The following is a 17,231-nucleotide window of genomic DNA, read 5'->3' on the forward strand; positions in this document are numbered from 1 at the left end:
CTTATAAGTACTATGAAAAGGAGCTTATACATATGGCTAATAAACGTTTGGATCATGTCGGCATCGTCGTACGGGATTTGGAGTCAACCATTCAATTTTATACCGAGATCGTGGGCCTGGAGCTGAAAGGCCGGCTGACGCACACCAACGGCGTGTTCCAGCTGGCGTTTCTCGGCTTCGGGGACAGTAACGAGACGGAAATCGAGCTCATTCAAGGCTACAGCTACGACCTGCCGGCCGAGGGCACGGTGCACCATTTTGCGATCCATGTCGACGACATTCAGAAGGAATTTGAGCGGATTCAGGCGCTCGACGGCGTGGAGCTGATCGATCAGGAAATCGTGACCCTGCCGAACGGATACCAATATTTCTTTATCTATGGTCCGGAAAAAGAATGGATCGAATTTTTCCAGAGATAATCTGGAATCGGGAGGATGTCTGGACACCCCCATGGGGATGGACTATAATATGGGAGGAAAACAACCCGAAAACCTTATAGAATCCGGGGTGCTGGAATTGGCCGGCTGAGATTGTATCCCTTCAAGATACTGACCCTTTTAACCTGATCTGGGTAATGCCAGCGTAGGAAACCGTTTGTCACGGCTTACAAGCCGTGCTGATCTTGCGCATATGAAGCGTCCCGTTTACGGGGCGCTTTTTTCATTCATACTAGTGAAAAACGGGATTACGCCTTGCGAATGCTTCTATGATTCAGTCACTCAGATCGGCTTACGATTCTAAATATAACGGGGAGAGGGGATCACCGGTCGATGCTTCCACAGAAAGAATAAGAACGGCCGGACATCAAAGGAGAGAGAAAGCCATGAAGAACAAATCCATCGGCCTGCTGCTGGTCTGCATGCTCGTACTGGCGCTTGCCGGATGCGGCGGCAGCCAAAACAATACGGGCGGCGGAGAAGGAACATCCGCTTCCGACACCACGGCAGGCCAGGACAACACCGCAGCGAAGCCGCTGAAGGACGTCAAAGTCGTCCTCGACTGGACGCCCAACACGAACCATACTGGGCTCTATGCTGCCAAAGACTTGGGCTATTATAAAGAAGAAGGCTTGAACGTCGAGATCGTGCAGCCGGGCTCCACCGGCGCCGACGCCATGGTCGCTTCCGGCAAAGCGCCCTTCGGCGTAAGCTATCAGGAGAGCGTGACCCAGGCCCGCACGCAGGGCGTGCCGCTCGTCTCGATCGCCGCGGTCATCCAGCACAATACGTCGGGCTTTGCCGCACCGGTGGACCGGGGGATCAAGACGCCGAAGGATTTTGAAGGCAAAACCTACGGCGGCTGGGGTTCCCCTGTCGAAGAAGCTGTCATGGGCTCCATCATGGAGATCGACAAGGCGGATGTGAAGAAGGTGAAAATCGTCAACATGGGCGACGCCGATTATTTTACCGCCGTGAAGCGGGACATCGACTTCGCCTGGATCTTCTACGGCTGGACCGGAATCGAGGCGAAGCTGCGCGGCGAGCCGCTGGACATGCTGTATGTCAAAGATTATTCCGAGAAGCTGGACTACTACACGCCGGTTCTCGTAACGAACGAGAAGCAGATCAAGGATGACCCCGAGCTGGTTAAAGCGTTTATGCGCGCGACCGCCAAAGGTTATCAGTACGCGATCGACAAGCCGGAAGAAGCTGCCAACCTGCTGCTGAAGGACGTGCCGGACCTCGATAAGCAGCTGGTGATCGAAAGCCAGAAATGGTTAAGTCCTAAATATCAAGACGACGCAGCCCGCTGGGGCGAGCAGAAGGAACAGATCTGGAAGGGCTATTCCGACTGGATGTACGATCACAAGCTGCTGGACAAGCCGCTGGACGTGAAGAGTGCGTACACGAACGACTTTTTGCCGGAACAATAAGCCGCACATAACCTAAGAGTTACCGTAACCTATGAAGAGAGGAAGTAGATTCGCATGGCCAATACGCTGTTAAGCATTCAGGTGATCCCGAAGACGCCGGGCAACGAAGACTCATACGCCTACGTCGATCGTGCCATTGAGGTCATTCAGCAGTCCGGCGTGAAGCATGAGGTGCACCCGCTGGAAACGACGATGGAGGGCGAGCTGGAGGAGCTGCTGGACGTCGTGCGCAAAATGCACGAAGCTCTGGTGGCTGCAGGCAGCCCGAGTATCATCTCCCAGGTCAAAATCGCCCATAATCCCGGCGGAATCAGCATGGACAAGCTGACGGAGAAGTACCGTCCATGAGAAGCTGGTGGAAAAACGTATGGCCGCCCCTCGTGGCGGTCATCTTCTTTTTGCTCGTATGGCAGCTGCTGACCTCCCTGTTCCATATTGAACAATGGATTTTGCCTGCGCCGAGCGACATCGCCCGGGAAGCCGCGGCCGCTTCCGGCGGCTTGTGGGAGCATGTGTGGGCCACGCTGAAGCTGACCGTATTCGGCTTCGCCATCGGAACCGCCATCGGGCTGGTCATCGCACTGATTCTGCATTTGATTCCGTTTTTAAAACAGGCGCTGTATCCGCTGCTTATTCTAAGCCAAAATATCCCGACCATCGCCCTCGCCCCCCTGCTGATGATCTGGTTCGGCTTCGGCCTCCTGCCCAAGCTGATCGTCATCACGCTCGTCTGCTTTTTCCCGGTGGCGGTCGCCGCCCTGGGCGGCTTGAAGCAGACCGATCCCGTCATGATGAACTACATGCGCATGATCGGGGCGGGCAAGGGCCAAATCTTCGCCAAGCTGGAGCTGCCCCACGCGCTCCCTTCCATCTTCTCCGGCATTAAAATTGCCGCCACCTACAGTGTCATGGGTGCGATTATCGCCGAGTGGCTGGGGGCCGACAAGGGCATCGGCTATTATATGATGCTGCAGAAATCGGGCTACCGCACCGACCGCATGTTCGTGGCGATCATGATCATCGTCGTGCTGAGCCTGCTGATGTTCGGGCTGATTGCGCTGCTCGAAAAATGGTTCGTCCGCTGGAAGCCGAAGCAGGGCTAGCGGGCCAGGCCGGAAAGGAGAAATACCGTGATGAATAAAAAAACCGCGCCCGCGCTGGAGATCGTCTCCGTCAGCAAAAGCTTCAAAGAGAAGCGCCGAACACTGCCGGTACTCAGCGACATCTCGCTGACCGTGGGCCAAGGCGAATTCGTGTCCATCATCGGGCCGTCGGGAAGCGGCAAGAGCACGCTGCTGCACGTGATCGGCGGGCTGACCCGCCCGGATGCCGGCACCGTCCGGATGAACGGCGCCGAGGTAACCGGGCAGCAGGGGCATATCAGCTACATGCCGCAGCAGCCCGCCCTGTTCCCTTGGCGGACGATCGAGGACAATGTGCTGCTGGCCCAGGAGGTGCACGGCCCTGTCAGCCGGGAGGCCCGTGAGGACGCGCGGCGCTGGCTCGCCAAAGTCGGCCTGGCCGGCTTTGAGAAGGCGCATCCGCATACGCTGTCGGGCGGCATGCAGCAGCGGGCGGCTTTTCTCCGCGCGCTGCTCAGCCCGCAGGAGCTGATGTGCCTGGACGAGCCGTTCAGCGCGCTCGATGCGCTGACCCGCAGCGACATGCAGCGCTGGCTGCTCGACATTTGGGAAGAGAACCGCCGCTCGGTTCTCTTCATTACGCACAACATCGAGGAGGCGCTGCTGCTCTCGAGCCGCATTTACGTCTTCTCGAGCCGGCCGGCCGCGGTGCTGCACGCCATCGACGTACCGTTTCCGCGCCCGCGGCGCGAGGAAGTGACAGAGGCTCCCGAGTTTCTGCAGCTGAAGCGTCAGCTGAGCGAATGGATGCGCGAGGAGCAGCGAAAAATGCAGGCTGCACAGCAAGGAGGTTCACGCCAATGAGCGGCAACCACAGCGAAGTAAACCCTTCAAACGGCCATGAGTTGGTCCTCGACCGGGCAGCAGCGGCATCCGCATCGCCGGCGGAGGCGAACCTGCCGCCGCTCGCGCCCTTGATCGATGCCCATGTTCATCTCGATACTTATAAGGAGCACGAGACGCAGGCGCTGCTCGGGAGCCTGAAAGATGCAGGCGTCGCAGCCGTCATCGGCGTGTCCATGGATTTGGTATCGAGCCAAGCCAATCTGAGGCTTGCCCAGGCTTGGCCCGGGCAGGTCTATCCCGCCTTCGGCTTCCATCCCGAGCAGCCGCTCCCTGCCGACCGCGAGATCGACGCACTCTTCGGCTGGATGGCGGAGCATGCGGACGACATGGTCGCCGTCGGCGAAGTCGGCCTGCCGTACTACTCGCGGCTGGAGGCTGCCAAAGCCGGGCTTCCTTGGGATAACGGGCCGTACGAGGCGCTGCTTGAGCGCTTCGTCCGTTTTGCCCGGGACCATGACAAGCCGATCGTGCTGCACGCCGTGTACGAGGATGCGGATATCGCCTGCGATCTGCTGGAAAAGCACGGCGTCTCCCGCGCCCATTTTCACTGGTTCAAAGGATCGGCGGACATCGTGCGGCGCATGGCTGATAGCGGATATTACGTTTCGTTTTCGCCGGATATCGCCTATGAGGCGGAAATCCAGGAGCTCGCGCGCCGGTATCCCGCCTCCCAGGTGATGACCGAGACCGACGGGCCTTGGCCGTTCGAAGGGCCGTTTGCCGGTCAGATGACCCATCCCCGCATGACCGCAGAGGTGGCCTCGGTATGGAGCAGTCTTCGTGACGTCCCCCTGCCGAAAGCCAGGGCGCTGCTGCATGCCAATGCCTGTCGTTTTTACGGCCTTCCACGCTAAATCAAAAAAGGGTCTGCCCGCTACGGACAGGCCTTTTTCTTTTCCCTCTCCAAATTCAATTTCACCTATCTTCGGGTGTTATCCGCCAACGAGTGCCTCTCCGGTTTCAAGCAGCGTCTTTAAGCCTGAGAGCACGATCGGAAATCCCCTTTCAACAATTTTTGCGGTTTCACCGGCTTGTTCCATTTCATCATGCACAACGGTGACGAGGGTTAAGCCCATAAGGTCTTCATGTGAACCGATCTCCCACGTGATGCGTATCGGGGGCTCGTTTTTCGCCCCCGGAAACGCAACATACCGCCAACTCATCACGAGTTTACTCGGAGGATCGATGTCGAGAATGATTCCTTCCGCCCTCTTCTCTTCCCCGTTCCATAGTTCGAATGGGGACTCGATTTGCCAATCGGAACGGAAGGCGCAATGGTGCCAAAATTTTGACGTCTTGGCCGGATCCGTAATCGCTTGCCAAACCTGCTCGGGGGTTGCCTTAATCGCGATCCGACTTACATGACGGGGGTTGTTTTCCATTTTCATTTCACGCTCCAGTTCAAAAAAATGTTTTGTTTCGCTTGACACGTTACTTTTTGGTAACATATGATGAGGGTATCATAAGTGACTTTATAGTCACATGATAGCGCAAATGGATTTGTTTGTCAGCCGGCGGCATGCAAATCGCATAAAAAATGAATGGGAGCTGATCTTCTATATGACTGAACAGATGATGAACACTCCACAACATGAGGCAGACCGCCTTGATGAGGCAGGGATTCCGCCTATGCAGCTGCACCACATTGGGTTTAAAACGGCAAGGTTTCTGGAGATGCGGGCGTTCTATCGCACCTTCCTCGGGGTCACACCGTCCCTGGAAGTGGAAGGTATCGGTGGTTTTTACACCTTCGATCTGGCTCACCATCGCCTGGTTCTCTTCCATGATCCCGCATGTATCGAACAGGTACCCGCAAGCGCGGGCATGCATCATGTAGCGTTCCTCTACAGCATTGACGATCTCATGCGGACGTACCAACGTCTGAAACACAAGGGGCTGCTGCCGTACATGGCGATGAACCATGGTCCAAATACGTCATTCTATTACCGCGATCCTGACAACAATGCCCTGGAACTCCAAGTCGACAACTACGGACCTGACTTGCTCAAGGGTCTGGAAGCCATGCGCGCGCTTCAGCAATGTTCCAATCCCGTCGAAGCACTCGGAGTCATGGTGAATCCGGAAACCTTTTTGAAAGCCTGGCAGGAGGGAGCAACACTCACGGAGTTACACGAACGTTCCTACGCGGGCGAATTTGCCGAAGGTACACCTTCGATTCCAATATAAAGGCTGAGGTCTGAGAAAAAAGTACCTGTAAACACAGAGGAGGATAAAAGCAATGAGCAGCATTCAGAGTATTGTTGATCGCTTCGAGATCGAAGCGCTGCGCGGCGAGTTCACCGACTCGGTGATGATGCGCGACCCCGACCGTCTAGCGTCCTTGTTCACAGAGGATGGCTTGTGGCGGATTCCGGGTGCGGGCGTTGAACTCACCGGCCGGGAGCAGATTCGAGACGGAAGCAAGCGGCTGCAAAGCCAGTGGGACTTTTTCGTGCAAACCACACACCCGGGCACGATCCAGATCGATGGCGATGCCGCGGCCGGCCGTGCCTACATCTCTGAGCTCGCCCGCCTGCAAGACGGCAGGAGCGGACTGAACTACGCCGTGTACCATGACCGCTACCAGCGCACAGAGGACGGCTGGAAGTTCGCCGAGCGCGTCTACGAGGTCAGATACCTCGACGCCACACCGCTTTCGGGATCGGCGCAAATCGAATCACATGAGTAGAAATCGAAGTTCCCGGCGCCCCGCTGCGGGGCGCCAGCTTTTAAAGTACAAGTATCCATTCGGGGCTGATTGGCCATCAAGGGTTGAAGCTCCCTTTTTTAAGAATGATTGTTTACATATAGACGATGCCTCGTCTTAATACAGCTTCTGCTTGTTTTCAATCTGCTTGTTTTCAATCTGCTTGTTATCCAGATTCAGTTCCTGATAATAGATCATGTTTTTGTCCACCTTGGTCACGTTGAAGATAACGCCGGTCTTCCGGGACGTTTCGGGACCCTTCACCACGGTGACGGTCTCAGCGAACACTTCGTCCGGATCCGGCACGGCTTTCAAGGAATCTACACTGATCTGGCTTCGGTACGTATTCGGATGCTTATCGAAATATTCCGAAGACCGAATCAGCCTGCCATCCTCGTCCCATCTGGGCTCGCCAAAGGTGTTCAGCACAGCGTAGGGCTTCAAATCACCGGTATAGTAAAGCTCCGATTTATAACGTTCGGGATTGCGGCTCGTTACCCGGGTGACGATAAAGTAAGGCCCGGTGGGGCTTAGGGATACGCTTGACTCCTTGGCGCTGTATGTATGCTTGATGACGAGCTTTTCCGTTTTCGCCTGAAAGTCTCCGAAATAGACCTCGAAGCTGCTGCTGGCCGTCGATTTGATGTATACGTATTTTTGGGTGAGCCGGGAATAGCTCAAGCTTTTCACGGTCCCCGTGTTCGTCAGGGCCTTCATCTGATCGGCAAAAGAGGCGTTACTCCCCTGAACCCCCTGCTCCGCTGTTCCAGCTGCCCCACCTGATGAATGCCCGTTCTCCGCATTGCCAGGCTTTCCTGCCTCCTCGCCGGCGCTGATGGGAGCAGGAGTCCTTCCAAGGCCGTCATTCAAGCCGCCCGGTTCCGTGCAACCCGCCAAAGCCAGAAGCATACAGCATCCCGGCAGTACCATTTTGAATCTTGTCCGCATGTATGGCTGCTCCTTTTCCATAAAATAATCATTTCTATATCTTTCAATCTGGGATAGCGATTATAAGCATTATAGAGACCCCTGCTTGTCTATAAAAGGGCGGCTCCGTTACTTTTGGATGAAGGTTTTGTCACCATTCCTAAGTTATTTACCCAGGAAAAGGAAAATTGGCACAACAGACACAATAAAAAAAGAGACCTGCGCTATTTTAAACGCAAGCCTCTTTTTTATCATAATCGAGTTACGGCGGCTGCCGGTTTATTTTTTCATAAAGCCTTTACCGCTCAAAAACTCCCGCATATGCAGCCGGATTGGCTCGGCCAAACGATCGGCCATAATCTGCGACCAAGGCGTATCCCGCTTTCCGCCGGTACGCTCGGACAGGTAGCGCTGCATCGTTTGATCATATGCCTGCACCGGCTCCTGAATCCGCTCCTCGTTGTAACCGTTGCGGTGCAGAACCGCCTCCACCGGCAGACGCGGACGAATGCCCGGCTCCTGATCCGGCACACCCAGGCACATGCCGAATACCGGGTAGACAAGCTCCGGCAGGTTCAGCAGCTCGGACAATTCGGCGATCCGGTTGCGGATGCCGCCGATATAGACGATGCCAAGCCCGAGCGATTCCGCAGCGACCGCCGCCGTCTGGGCCGCCAGAGCCGCATCGACCGTGGCCACGATAAAATTCTCCGTCGAATCCACGTACGACTCCCGGCCGGCCATGTGCCCGGCGGTGACCTGATCCAAACGGTGCAAATCCGCGCACCAGATCAGAAACACCGGGCATTCCTCGATATAGGCCTGATTGCCGGCTAATTCGGCCAGCTGCTTCTTCAGGGCCGGGTCCGTGGCCGCGATAACGCTGTAGGCCTGAACATTGCTGGAAGTGGAAGCGCACTGTGCCGCAGAAATGATCTCGTTCAGCTGCTGCTCCGTGACCGGTTCATTCTTGAACTTGCGGATGGAGCGGTGGTTTTTTATTAAGGATATAACCTCGTTCATCAGTCATACATCTCCTAACGCGAGTGGTTATTGTCTAGCCGCCTCATGACTTGTACCGCACCTGCAATCGCGTGAATACAGGCAGACATGCACCCTTTTATTATAAACCAATCCTCTTCCTTTCAAAAAATGGATGCGCTGTGGCTTCCCCTGTTCTATTTTTCATAGAAATCCATTAGAGTGTATTTAGATAAACATCTAATTTCACTTACGCTAAATCAATTATTGTTTGTTAATCACGTTAACGATTTGAACCGCAACACTAACGGTCTATGCCAAGGAGGCCCCTTTATGAATCCGATTGCCACCAGCACCACCTTTTATCTCGTCCGGCACGGCACCAAGGTCCGCGCCATAGGCGATGTCCCGCTTTCCCCCGAGGGAGTACTGGAAGCCCGTCAGACCGCCCGGCATTTAGGCCGGCTGCCCCTGGCCGCGATTGTGTCCAGCCCGCTCCGGCGGGCGGCGGACACGGCCGGATATATCGCTGAAGCGTCCGGCCTTCCCGTGCACACCGATGTGCGCCTGAGGGAGCGCGCCAACTGGGGCGACCTTCCCGGCCAAACCTTCGAAGCGTTTGTGCGCATGTGGGAACGATGCACGAACGACCGGGATTACGTCCCTCCCGTCGGCGACTCCGCGCAGCAGGCCGGTGACCGGCTGTCATCGCTGCTGTCGGAGCAGGCTTTGCAGCATCCGGGCAAACATCTCGCCTTGGTCACCCACGGCGGACTGATCACAGATTTTCTGCTCAATGCCTTTCCCGAGAGCGAGCTGAACCGCTGGCATCCCTCCTTTGTCTCCAGGCAGAGCGAGCTGGTGGCGGAGTGCTCGATCACGACCGTCCTGTCCGGCGGGCACGGCGGATTCGTTCTGGCCGGGTTCTCCTCCATCCAGCATTTTCAGAAGTAACCGGCAGCACAAAGCCCCGGCAGGGGGATTGTGGCACAGTCCCTGCCAGGGCTCAGATGGATCCGTCCATGAAGCGCATGGCGACCCGTTATCTGTTGAGCGAGTTCCACATCGAAACATGGACTCATTACAGTGTAGCTATATCAATGACGAACCGGTACCGCACGTCGCTGCGAAGGACGCGTTCATAAGCCTCGTCGACTTGGTCGGCGCGGATCACCTCAATTTTAGGAGCAATGCCGTGCTCCGCTGAGAATTCAAGCATCTCCTGCGTTTCCCGAATGCCGCCTACGAGCGATCCGGCAATGCTGCGGCGGCCCATAATTAAGGAGAACACATTGTACTGATCCGGCTTGCCCGGTGCACCGACATTCACAAGCGTACCGTCGACGCGAAGGAGTGATAGATACGCATCAACGTCAAGATTCGCTGATACGGTGTTCAGGATGAGATCGAAACGGCCGGCCAGCGTTTTGAACGTATCCGGATCGCTGGTAGAAAAGTAATCGTCTGCGCCGAAGCTCCGGGCTTCGTCTTTTTTACCCATGGAGCGGCTCAAAACCGTGACTTCCGCACCCAGGGCATGTGCATATTGGATCGCCAGGTGGCCGAGTCCGCCCATCCCCAAAATGGCTACTTTTTTGCCGGGACCAGCGTTCCAATGCTTCAATGGGGAATACGTGGTGATGCCGGCGCAGAGCAGCGGGCTTGCCTCGCTCAACTCCAGACCTTCCGGGATCCGGACTACAAATCTTTCCGTAACGACGATCTTTTGGCTGTACCCGCCATAGGTCGGATTGCCGTCATAGTCCAGCGAATTATAGGTCTGAACGACGCCCTTCGTGCAATACTGTTCTTCCCCCATGAGGCAGTATTCGCACGCTCCGCACGAGTCTACAAAGCAGCCCACGCCAACGCGGTCACCCACCGCAAATTGGGTTACTTCCGAACCTACGGCCGCTACGATGCCGGCGATTTCATGACCGGGAACCATCGGGAATATCCCCCCGCCCCACTCATCGTAGGCACTATGTATATCCGAATGGCAAATACCGCTGTAATGAATATCGATTAAAACGTCGTCCGGCCGCAGCTCTCTCCGCTCAATCGTTGTTTTTTCAAAAGGCTTTTTTGCGCCTGGGGCGCTGAGCACGCGTGTTTTACACATGTTTTCTCACTACTCCTTTACTCATGGAATTGGATTGCCTTATGGATTGCATTTTTAGCATAAATCTTAAAGTTCACTTTAAGTCAAGGGTATTTTTCCATCACATCAGAAACCACGATCCTTTGGCATAAACACTTCCTATTCCTGAGTTCTTTACGCAGATTTTGCTCAGGCATCCTCTGCTTTTCATAATGTGTTCCGTTTTAACCAACAACCTGCTGCCTTTTCCATCGGCATTCGATCCATCCAGCCGCTCATTTCAGTTACCTCTGAACATCATTTATGCTAAAGTTAACTTTAACAACAAATACAGAGAGGTGTATCCATGAACAGTATAAAAGAGGTCACGCAGATGACTGGAATTTCGGCTTCCACGCTCCGGTACTATGAGAATGAAGGCCTGCTCCCTCATGTCAAACGCGATGAGAACGGAAAACGCCAATACGATGATGAGGACCTGGAATGGGTCCATTTCATTACCGCACTTCGGGCAACGGGCATGCCCATCGTGCAGATACAGAGATACGTCCGGTTGTATCAAGCGGGCGATTTCACCATTTCGGAACGTAAAGGGATGATGCTCCAGCATAAAAAGGATATAGAAAACAAAATAGCTGATCTCTACCGCAATCTGGATAAAATCAATTATAAATTGGCGCTGTACGACGTGCTCGAAGCTCAAAGGAATCATGCGGACATTAAAATTTGACCGACCCGGGTCATATTGCCAGGCATCCGTCCTGATCAGGAGCCATGGGAAATGATTTACACGCAAAAAGCCCAAGGGGCCGGCGTTCATCCGGTTCCCTTGGGCGTATTTGATGTGCAGTATATGCAGTTACACTGGCGACCGGCATAACCCTTGCCACCGCCGTTTAAGTCTAATCGGCGGCAGAGTCACAGCTTCACCCGCTGCAGGCGCAGCGCGTTCAGCACGACGGACACGGAGCTGAACGCCATCGCCGCGCCGGCCAGCCATGGCGCCAGGAAGCCCGCTGCGGCGATCGGGATGCCGACCGTGTTATAGGCGAGCGCCCAGAACAGGTTCTGCTTGATGTTGCCCATCGTCCGGCGGCTCATCAGAATCGCGTCGGCGATGGCGTTCAGATCGCCCCGCATCAAGGTGACGTCGGCAGCTTCCATCGCCACGTCCGTCCCTGTGCCGATCGCCATGCCGATATCGGCCGTAGCTAGGGCCGGGGCGTCGTTAATGCCGTCCCCGACCATCGCGACCTTGCGGCCGGCCTGCTGCAGCTTCTTCACTTCCTCGGCCTTGCCTTCCGGCAGCACCTCCGCCAGCACGCGGCGGATGCCGGCCTGGGCCGCGATCGCCTGCGCCGTCCGCTCGTTGTCGCCGGTGATCATGACGACCTCGATGCCCATCTCCTGCAGGCGGGACACCGCCTCGCGCGACGTCTCCTTGATCGTATCGGCGACGGCTACGAGCCCGGCATATCTGCCGTCCACCGCCACCAGCATCGCCGTCTTCCCGGCCTCCTCCAGCCGATTCATCACCGGAATGGCGCTGTCCAGCGCTACTCCTCGTTCGGCCATCAGCTTCCGGGTGCCGATCAGCACGAAGCGGCCATCGACCCGGGCGGAGACGCCGTAGCCCGGCAGATTGGCAAAATCCTTCGCTTCCGGCAGCGGCAGCCCTTTGCTCCGCTCCTGCGCGCCCGCCACGATGGCTTCCGCCAGCGGATGCTCGGAATGCTTCTCGACCGCGGCAGTCATCCGCAGCAGCGACTGTTCGGTCATGAGCGGCGCGGGCACCACGTCCGTCAGCTGCGGCTTGCCGCTCGTCACGGTGCCGGTTTTGTCCAGCACCACCACCTGGACGTCCTGCGCCGACTCCAGATGCTCCCCGCCCTTAAACAGGATGCCGAACTCCGCGGCCCGGCCGGAGCCGGCCATGATGGAGGTCGGCGTCGCCAGCCCGAGCGCGCACGGGCAGGCAATGACGAGCACCGCGATGGCCTTCTCCAAGGCAGGGGCAAAGTGGCCCGGGTCCACTAGGAAATACCAGGCCAGCCCGGTTACAATCGCTATGCCGACCACGATCGGTACGAAGATGCCGGAAATAACGTCGGCGATCCGCTGGATCGGTGCCTTGGAGCCCTGCGCCTCCTCCACCACCTTGATGATCTGGGCCAGCGCCGTCTCGCTGCCGACCTTCGTCGCCCGGATGCGCAGTACGCCGTTCTTGTTCAGCGTGGCGCCCACTACGTTGTCCCCGGCCCGTTTCTCGACCGGGAGGCTTTCGCCGGTCAGCATCGACTCATCCACAGAGGACGATCCTTCGAGTACCCGCCCGTCCACCGGGATCTTCTCCCCGGGACGGACGATCACGGTATCGCCGGCGGCCACGTCCGCGACCGGGATGCTGACCTCTTTCCCGTCCCTCAGAACGAGCGCCGTTTTGGCCTGCAGCCCCATCAAGCTTTTGATGGCCTCCGAGGACCGGCCTTTGGCAAGCGCCTCAAACCACTTGCCCACCAGAATCAGCGTGATCAGAATGCTGCTCGTCTCATAATACATTTCCACCGAATGGTTCATTCCCATCGCCGCGGAGGCAATCGTCAGATACAGACTGTAAAAATAAGCAGCCGATGTACCCAGAGCGACCAGCACGTCCATGTTGGCGCTCCAATTGCGCAGCGCTTTATAGGCTCCGACATAGAACTGCCCGCCGATGATGAACTGTACCGGCGTAGCCACAATCAGCTGGAACCAAGGGTTCATAAACAGCGAGGGCACCGGGATCCATGCCGTAAAGGAAAAGTGGCCAACCATCGCCCATAGAAGCGGCAGGGAGAGAATGGCCGACATCATCCACTTCCACCGCTTGTGCTGGATCTCCTGACGGCGGAGCTCGGCGGTATCCTTGGCTTCCTGCTTCGGAATCGCCTTGTACCCGAGCTGCTCCACCTTATGCATCATGTCCTGCACGGTCACGGTCCCCGGCATGTATTCCACCCGGGCCGTTTCCAGCGCCAGATTGACATTCGCCTCCGTCACGCCGGACAGCCGGCTGAGCCCCTTCTCGATCCGGGTCGCGCAGGCCGCGCAGGTCATTCCCGTAATGTCAAAATCCATCGTTTCCTTCATCGTGCCGTAACCGAGCGATACGATTTTGTCTTCCAGCTGCTTCAGATTGGTCTGCTTCGGATCATAGGTAACGGAGGCCTTCTCCAATGCCAGGTTCACGTTCGCCCGGCTGACGCCCTCCATCCGGCCTAGACCCTTCTCGATCCGGGCTGCGCAGGCCGCACAGGTCATTCCCGTAATGGGCAGGGTCGTATGCTTCTCCGATTGATCCGGCGTATGCTGTTCCATAGCCGCGTCCCCTCCTTTCCCCAAGTCTATGGCATACCCCAGCGGGGTATAAACTAGAGTCAAAAAAGGCAGCGCCCGCAAATCACGTAAATTCGCATCGCTGCCTGGTATAAGCGGAGGACACCCTCGCCTCCGCCATCTTCTGAAACTCGTATTCGAGGCGTAACATCCGCCTGATCTAATGTTTAGACAACATCGTAGCCTTGATCCTCAATCGCCGCCTTAATGGTGTCCAGGCTTACTTTGTTCTCGTCATAGTCCACAGTCACCGTATTGGACGGCAAGTCAACCTTGCCTGCGGCGCCGGCATTCTTCACCGCGCCTTCTACCGCATTGACGCAGTGGTTGCACGACATGCCTTGAACGTTAAGCGTAACTTGTTTCATCATATATTCCTCCTTAAGTTGGATAATCCCTGCTTCTCATGCAGGTATTATTTCATTAATTTCTTCACCGTAACCAGCAGTTCGTCAATCACTTCATGGTCTCCGGCTTCGATCCGCTCGACCACGCAGCTCTTCATATGACCCTCCAGGAGCAGCTTGCCTACGCCGTTCAGGGCCGATTGGATCGCCGCGATCTGGTTCAGCACATCATCGCAATAGGTATCCTTCTCGATCAGGCCTTTCACGCCGCGGATCTGTCCTTCAATCCGGTTCAAACGGGTAATCAAATTGTTCTTGGTTTGTTCCGAATGGTGGCTGTGCCGCTCGCTGCATCCCCCTTCGCAGGAGCTGTGAGGACCGACTGCGGAGAGCAGGGCATCGCCCGTCATTCCTTCGACCTTCATTTCGACCTTCGCCATAAGGACACCTCCTATGCCGCTTTGATACCATCATTATACGATACCCCCCAATAGTATGCAAGCGCAGAACCGTCAGATGATGATTCGTTTTCCATTCCGCCTTGAAAATTAAAGGAATTAAGATTTAACAAGGCGAAATAAACATCTGATTCGAATATCCATTTTTTTGCTGCAGGGAGATAAATCTTATGTTCAAAAAACGTCTTATTACGCAGCAGCAAATTCCCGGGTTGGTCGGCACGATGGTGTTCTGCCTGCTTGGCACCCTTCTGTTCCTGCTCCATATGCGCAGCCTGTCCCTCGAATATACTTCAGCGGACTGGCTTCTTCTCGGCTCCATGCTTGCCGCGTCGCTGGTTCTGTATATGTATACCTTCCAGGTTCCCCCGGACGGGAGCAAGCAGTCGATGGACTCGGTCGTATATCTGGCGTGCATCTTTACTTATGGGAGCGCGGCTTCTCTGGTCATGCTGCTGGTCAGCGCGGTCATCTTCGCCTTCATCGAACGGAAATTAGCATGGTGGAAGCACCTTCTCAACTTCTCCATCTATTCCATCATGATTTCCGGTGCAGGCGGCATGTTTCATCTGATGGGCGGCCGTCTGGGCTACCTTCAGAACGTTCATTTGCCGGCATACGTCGGCGCCCTCGTTGCTTATTTTATACTGAACCTGATATGTATCAGCTTGTACTACTGCTTGATGTACCGCAACCGGGACAACCTGTACGCCCTGCTGAAGGGGTTGCTGCGGGAATCCATGCTTGTCTACTTATGCATCCTGATCCTCTCTCTCGTGCTCACGATCATGGTCGTTCATAACGGCGTGACGGGACTAGGGCTGTTTCTCGGCATCAGCCTGCTGCTGTCCCACCTGTTCCGGATGCAGTTCGGCATGTATCAGCAGGTGCAGGAGCGCGCCAATACGGATCAGCGGACAGGATTGTACAATCACACCTACTTCGAGCAAATTCTCGACGTGCAGCTGCAGCAGGCGAGAAATACCGGCAAGCCGCTGTCCCTGGCCATGGTCGATATCGACGATTTCAAAAAGTACAACGACCACTTCGGTCATCTGAAGGGCGACCGGCTGCTGGGTCTCATGGGCCAAATTTTAAAAGAAGAATCGGAAACGGCCGGCATTTCCGCCTCCCGGTACGGCGGTGAGGAGTTTTCCCTGCTGATGCCCGGTTACGATACGCAGCAAGCCCTCGAGTTTATCAACCGTCTGCGCAAACGGATCAACGACACCCCTTACGAAGGCGTAGAAATTTTTCCGCATGGATGCTTGTCCTTCTCAGCCGGCATTTCCGGATACAAGCCCGACATTCACGACAAATCGCTATTGGTGGATCAGGCGGACCAGGCCCTCTACGGTGCCAAAAAACAGGGTAAAAACACCGTACAAATCTTTGGGGAATCCCAGCCTGTTCAGGATGAGCAGGACATCGCCCAGGACGTCAAAAACATCGAGCAGCTGCTCAGCCTGTTTCTGTACAAGGATATCGATACGTTCAAGCATTCCAAGCGGGTGTTTCGCTACGCCATGGATATGAGCACAGTACTCGGTCTGGACCCGGTCAGCCGGAAGCAGTTCGTGCTCGGGGCACTCATCCACGATATCGGCAAGCTCGAAATACCGCGCGACATTATCCGGAAGCAGGGCAAGCTGAGCCCTTCGGAATGGGAAACAGTGAAAAAGCATGTCGTTTGGGGCAAGGAAATCGCGCTCATTCAGGAGCAGTTCAAAGCGCTGGTGCCCTATATCGAGCTGCATCATGAACGGTACGACGGCAAGGGATATCCGCATGGGTATCAGAGGGAGGAAATCCCCCTGCTGTGCCGGATGCTCACCGTGATCGATTCCTTTGACGCCATGACCTCGGAGCGCCCATACCAGAACACCAAATCGGTCGAAGATGCAATCCGCGAGCTGCGCGCCTGTGCCGGCACCCAGTTTGACCCGGACCTGACCGAGCTGTTCATCCGGTATATCGAAGCCAGACAGAAGGGCAAAGCCCTCCCTGCTGCGGATGTGAACCTTCTCTATGCGGGTTCGCCAACAACGTCTTGATTTCACACGTATTCTATTTATATGAACGAAAAACCCGGCGCATGTCTACGAGCATGATCCGGGTTTCTTCAACTTGATTTCATTGCTTTCTTAATCTAAAAAGATACCCTTGCGGGTACCCTTTTTCTCTCCGTCCGGATAAGCCCAGCCGGCTTACCCGCGCTCCGTGTTTAACTCGTATGATGTTTGGTGTAATTCCTTAATCATGTGCTGCAGGAACATGTTCTGTTGACGGCTGATTCCGTACTGGTTATCTTTAATGATCAATTGTTGAATCCGTTTCTTCAGCAGCTCACTCCGACGTTCCAACACAGCCAAACTCATGAATAACATCACTCCTGATTTCAATTTTTTCGTTCATTGGGAACTCCCTTTTTATTATATCGAGACCTGAAACTTATTGAAAATGTGCTGAAAATG

19 protein-coding genes and 1 riboswitch are annotated in these 17,231 nt (G+C 55.7%); of the genes, 11 read left to right on the forward strand and 8 right to left on the reverse strand.

Going from position 1 to position 17,231, the window contains the following annotated elements:
- Positions 1–32 precede the first annotated feature (32 nt).
- From MKY74_RS01675 to MKY74_RS01700, 6 genes are all read left to right on the forward strand, one after another.
- Positions 33–419 (forward strand): VOC family protein, encoded by a 387-nt coding sequence (locus tag MKY74_RS01675; protein ID WP_076172708.1) that lies wholly within the window; start codon positions 33–35, stop codon positions 417–419.
- A 74-nt stretch (positions 420–493) separates the two neighbouring features.
- Positions 494–606, forward strand: a riboswitch (TPP riboswitch).
- A 217-nt stretch (positions 607–823) separates the two neighbouring features.
- Entirely contained in the window at positions 824–1,873 is a 1,050-nt protein-coding gene (locus MKY74_RS01680; protein ID WP_076172707.1) for an ABC transporter substrate-binding protein, read from the forward strand.
- Positions 1,874–1,927: 54 nt separating this feature from the next.
- Complete coding sequence (locus MKY74_RS01685; RefSeq protein WP_076172706.1) at positions 1,928–2,221, forward strand: thiamine-binding protein; 294 nt, start codon at positions 1,928–1,930, stop codon at positions 2,219–2,221.
- A complete protein-coding gene (locus MKY74_RS01690; RefSeq protein WP_076172705.1) occupies positions 2,218–2,976 on the forward strand; it encodes an ABC transporter permease in 759 nt (252 codons plus the stop codon). Before MKY74_RS01685 ends, MKY74_RS01690 begins: the two co-directional genes overlap by 4 nt.
- A gap of 30 nt (positions 2,977–3,006) precedes the next feature.
- Positions 3,007–3,819 (forward strand): ABC transporter ATP-binding protein, encoded by an 813-nt coding sequence (locus tag MKY74_RS01695; protein WP_076172704.1) that lies wholly within the window; start codon positions 3,007–3,009, stop codon positions 3,817–3,819.
- On the forward strand, positions 3,816–4,715 hold the full coding sequence (locus MKY74_RS01700) for a TatD family hydrolase (RefSeq protein WP_084203975.1): 900 nt from the start codon (positions 3,816–3,818) through the stop codon (positions 4,713–4,715). The genes MKY74_RS01695 and MKY74_RS01700 overlap by 4 nt, the downstream gene beginning before the upstream one ends.
- A gap of 78 nt (positions 4,716–4,793) precedes the next feature.
- Here the strand turns inward: MKY74_RS01700 and MKY74_RS01705 are convergent, their stop codons facing one another.
- On the reverse strand, positions 4,794–5,249 hold the full coding sequence (locus MKY74_RS01705; protein ID WP_244169322.1) for an SRPBCC domain-containing protein: 456 nt from the start codon (positions 5,247–5,249) through the stop codon (positions 4,794–4,796).
- A gap of 106 nt (positions 5,250–5,355) precedes the next feature.
- Here MKY74_RS01705 and MKY74_RS01710 point away from each other — a divergent pair, with 106 nt between their 5' ends.
- A complete protein-coding gene (locus MKY74_RS01710; RefSeq protein ID WP_244169321.1) occupies positions 5,356–6,048 on the forward strand; it encodes a VOC family protein in 693 nt (230 codons plus the stop codon).
- Positions 6,049–6,100: 52 nt separating this feature from the next.
- Positions 6,101–6,550, forward strand: a complete 450-nt coding sequence (locus tag MKY74_RS01715) for a nuclear transport factor 2 family protein (RefSeq protein WP_076172703.1) — start codon at positions 6,101–6,103, stop codon at positions 6,548–6,550.
- 135 nt (positions 6,551–6,685) lie between these two features.
- Here MKY74_RS01715 and MKY74_RS01720 read toward each other — a convergent pair whose 3' ends face one another.
- Together MKY74_RS01720 and nfsA are read right to left on the reverse strand one after the other, a co-directional pair.
- Positions 6,686–7,516 (reverse strand): hypothetical protein, encoded by an 831-nt coding sequence (locus tag MKY74_RS01720; RefSeq protein ID WP_076172702.1) that lies wholly within the window; start codon positions 7,514–7,516, stop codon positions 6,686–6,688.
- Positions 7,517–7,774: 258 nt separating this feature from the next.
- The gene (gene nfsA, locus MKY74_RS01725) at positions 7,775–8,518 is read right to left on the reverse strand and encodes an oxygen-insensitive NADPH nitroreductase (RefSeq protein WP_076172701.1); all 744 of its coding nucleotides are present in this window, start codon (positions 8,516–8,518) and stop codon (positions 7,775–7,777) included.
- A 291-nt stretch (positions 8,519–8,809) separates the two neighbouring features.
- On the opposite strand from nfsA, the gene MKY74_RS01730 reads away from it, so the two are divergent.
- On the forward strand, positions 8,810–9,430 hold the full coding sequence (locus tag MKY74_RS01730; protein ID WP_076172700.1) for a histidine phosphatase family protein: 621 nt from the start codon (positions 8,810–8,812) through the stop codon (positions 9,428–9,430).
- Positions 9,431–9,557: 127 nt separating this feature from the next.
- On the opposite strand, the gene MKY74_RS01735 is transcribed toward MKY74_RS01730, so the two are convergent.
- Positions 9,558–10,598, reverse strand: coding sequence for an NAD(P)-dependent alcohol dehydrogenase (locus MKY74_RS01735; RefSeq protein WP_076172699.1), 1,041 nt, complete (start codon positions 10,596–10,598; stop codon positions 9,558–9,560).
- Positions 10,599–10,923: 325 nt separating this feature from the next.
- Between MKY74_RS01735 and MKY74_RS01740 the strand changes: the two genes are divergently transcribed.
- The gene (locus tag MKY74_RS01740; RefSeq protein ID WP_076172698.1) at positions 10,924–11,307 is read left to right on the forward strand and encodes a MerR family transcriptional regulator; all 384 of its coding nucleotides are present in this window, start codon (positions 10,924–10,926) and stop codon (positions 11,305–11,307) included.
- Between the two features lie 188 nt (positions 11,308–11,495).
- On the opposite strand, the gene MKY74_RS01745 is transcribed toward MKY74_RS01740, so the two are convergent.
- The 3 genes from MKY74_RS01745 to MKY74_RS01755 form a co-directional block, all read right to left on the reverse strand.
- The gene (locus MKY74_RS01745; RefSeq protein ID WP_076172697.1) at positions 11,496–13,934 is read right to left on the reverse strand and encodes a heavy metal translocating P-type ATPase; all 2,439 of its coding nucleotides are present in this window, start codon (positions 13,932–13,934) and stop codon (positions 11,496–11,498) included.
- Between the two features lie 185 nt (positions 13,935–14,119).
- The gene (locus MKY74_RS01750; RefSeq protein ID WP_076172696.1) at positions 14,120–14,320 is read right to left on the reverse strand and encodes a copper ion binding protein; all 201 of its coding nucleotides are present in this window, start codon (positions 14,318–14,320) and stop codon (positions 14,120–14,122) included.
- Positions 14,321–14,367: 47 nt separating this feature from the next.
- Entirely contained in the window at positions 14,368–14,709 is a 342-nt protein-coding gene (locus MKY74_RS01755; RefSeq protein WP_076172948.1) for a metal-sensitive transcriptional regulator, read from the reverse strand.
- A 218-nt stretch (positions 14,710–14,927) separates the two neighbouring features.
- Here MKY74_RS01755 and MKY74_RS01760 point away from each other — a divergent pair, with 218 nt between their 5' ends.
- Complete coding sequence (locus tag MKY74_RS01760) at positions 14,928–16,811, forward strand: bifunctional diguanylate cyclase/phosphohydrolase (RefSeq protein WP_076172694.1); 1,884 nt, start codon at positions 14,928–14,930, stop codon at positions 16,809–16,811.
- Between the two features lie 153 nt (positions 16,812–16,964).
- On the opposite strand, the gene MKY74_RS01765 is transcribed toward MKY74_RS01760, so the two are convergent.
- Positions 16,965–17,135, reverse strand: a complete 171-nt coding sequence (locus MKY74_RS01765; protein ID WP_163880247.1) for a hypothetical protein — start codon at positions 17,133–17,135, stop codon at positions 16,965–16,967.
- Positions 17,136–17,231: the final 96 nt, after the last annotated feature.

The sequence above is a fragment of the Paenibacillus sp. FSL R5-0378 genome (assembly GCF_038009285.1).
Taxonomy (GTDB): Bacteria; Bacillota; Bacilli; order Paenibacillales; family Paenibacillaceae; genus Paenibacillus_AQ; species Paenibacillus_AQ favisporus.

Excerpts from the sequence above, each read along its gene's own strand:
- MKY74_RS01735 (WP_076172699.1), bottom strand. The coding sequence starts at position 10,598 with ATGTGTAAAACACGCGTGCTCAGCGCCCCAGGCGCAAAAAAGCCTTTT.
- MKY74_RS01680 (WP_076172707.1), top strand. The coding sequence starts at position 824 with ATGAAGAACAAATCCATCGGCCTGCTGCTGGTCTGCATGCTCGTACTG.
- MKY74_RS01755 (WP_076172948.1), bottom strand. The coding sequence starts at position 14,709 with ATGACGGGCGATGCCCTGCTCTCCGCAGTCGGTCCTCACAGCTCCTGC.
- MKY74_RS01765 (WP_163880247.1), bottom strand. The coding sequence starts at position 17,135 with ATGAGTTTGGCTGTGTTGGAACGTCGGAGTGAGCTGCTGAAGAAACGG.
- MKY74_RS01730 (WP_076172700.1), top strand. The coding sequence starts at position 8,810 with ATGAATCCGATTGCCACCAGCACCACCTTTTATCTCGTCCGGCACGGC.
- nfsA (WP_076172701.1), bottom strand. The coding sequence starts at position 8,518 with ATGAACGAGGTTATATCCTTAATAAAAAACCACCGCTCCATCCGCAAG.
- MKY74_RS01740 (WP_076172698.1), top strand. The coding sequence starts at position 10,924 with ATGAACAGTATAAAAGAGGTCACGCAGATGACTGGAATTTCGGCTTCC.
- MKY74_RS01720 (WP_076172702.1), bottom strand. The coding sequence starts at position 7,516 with ATGCGGACAAGATTCAAAATGGTACTGCCGGGATGCTGTATGCTTCTG.
- MKY74_RS01760 (WP_076172694.1), top strand. The coding sequence starts at position 14,928 with ATGTTCAAAAAACGTCTTATTACGCAGCAGCAAATTCCCGGGTTGGTC.
- MKY74_RS01690 (WP_076172705.1), top strand. The coding sequence starts at position 2,218 with ATGAGAAGCTGGTGGAAAAACGTATGGCCGCCCCTCGTGGCGGTCATC.
- MKY74_RS01700 (WP_084203975.1), top strand. The coding sequence starts at position 3,816 with ATGAGCGGCAACCACAGCGAAGTAAACCCTTCAAACGGCCATGAGTTG.
- MKY74_RS01705 (WP_244169322.1), bottom strand. The coding sequence starts at position 5,249 with ATGAAAATGGAAAACAACCCCCGTCATGTAAGTCGGATCGCGATTAAG.
- MKY74_RS01675 (WP_076172708.1), top strand. The coding sequence starts at position 33 with ATGGCTAATAAACGTTTGGATCATGTCGGCATCGTCGTACGGGATTTG.
- MKY74_RS01710 (WP_244169321.1), top strand. The coding sequence starts at position 5,356 with ATGGATTTGTTTGTCAGCCGGCGGCATGCAAATCGCATAAAAAATGAA.
- MKY74_RS01715 (WP_076172703.1), top strand. The coding sequence starts at position 6,101 with ATGAGCAGCATTCAGAGTATTGTTGATCGCTTCGAGATCGAAGCGCTG.
- MKY74_RS01745 (WP_076172697.1), bottom strand. The coding sequence starts at position 13,934 with ATGGAACAGCATACGCCGGATCAATCGGAGAAGCATACGACCCTGCCC.
- MKY74_RS01750 (WP_076172696.1), bottom strand. The coding sequence starts at position 14,320 with ATGAAACAAGTTACGCTTAACGTTCAAGGCATGTCGTGCAACCACTGC.
- MKY74_RS01685 (WP_076172706.1), top strand. The coding sequence starts at position 1,928 with ATGGCCAATACGCTGTTAAGCATTCAGGTGATCCCGAAGACGCCGGGC.
- MKY74_RS01695 (WP_076172704.1), top strand. The coding sequence starts at position 3,007 with ATGAATAAAAAAACCGCGCCCGCGCTGGAGATCGTCTCCGTCAGCAAA.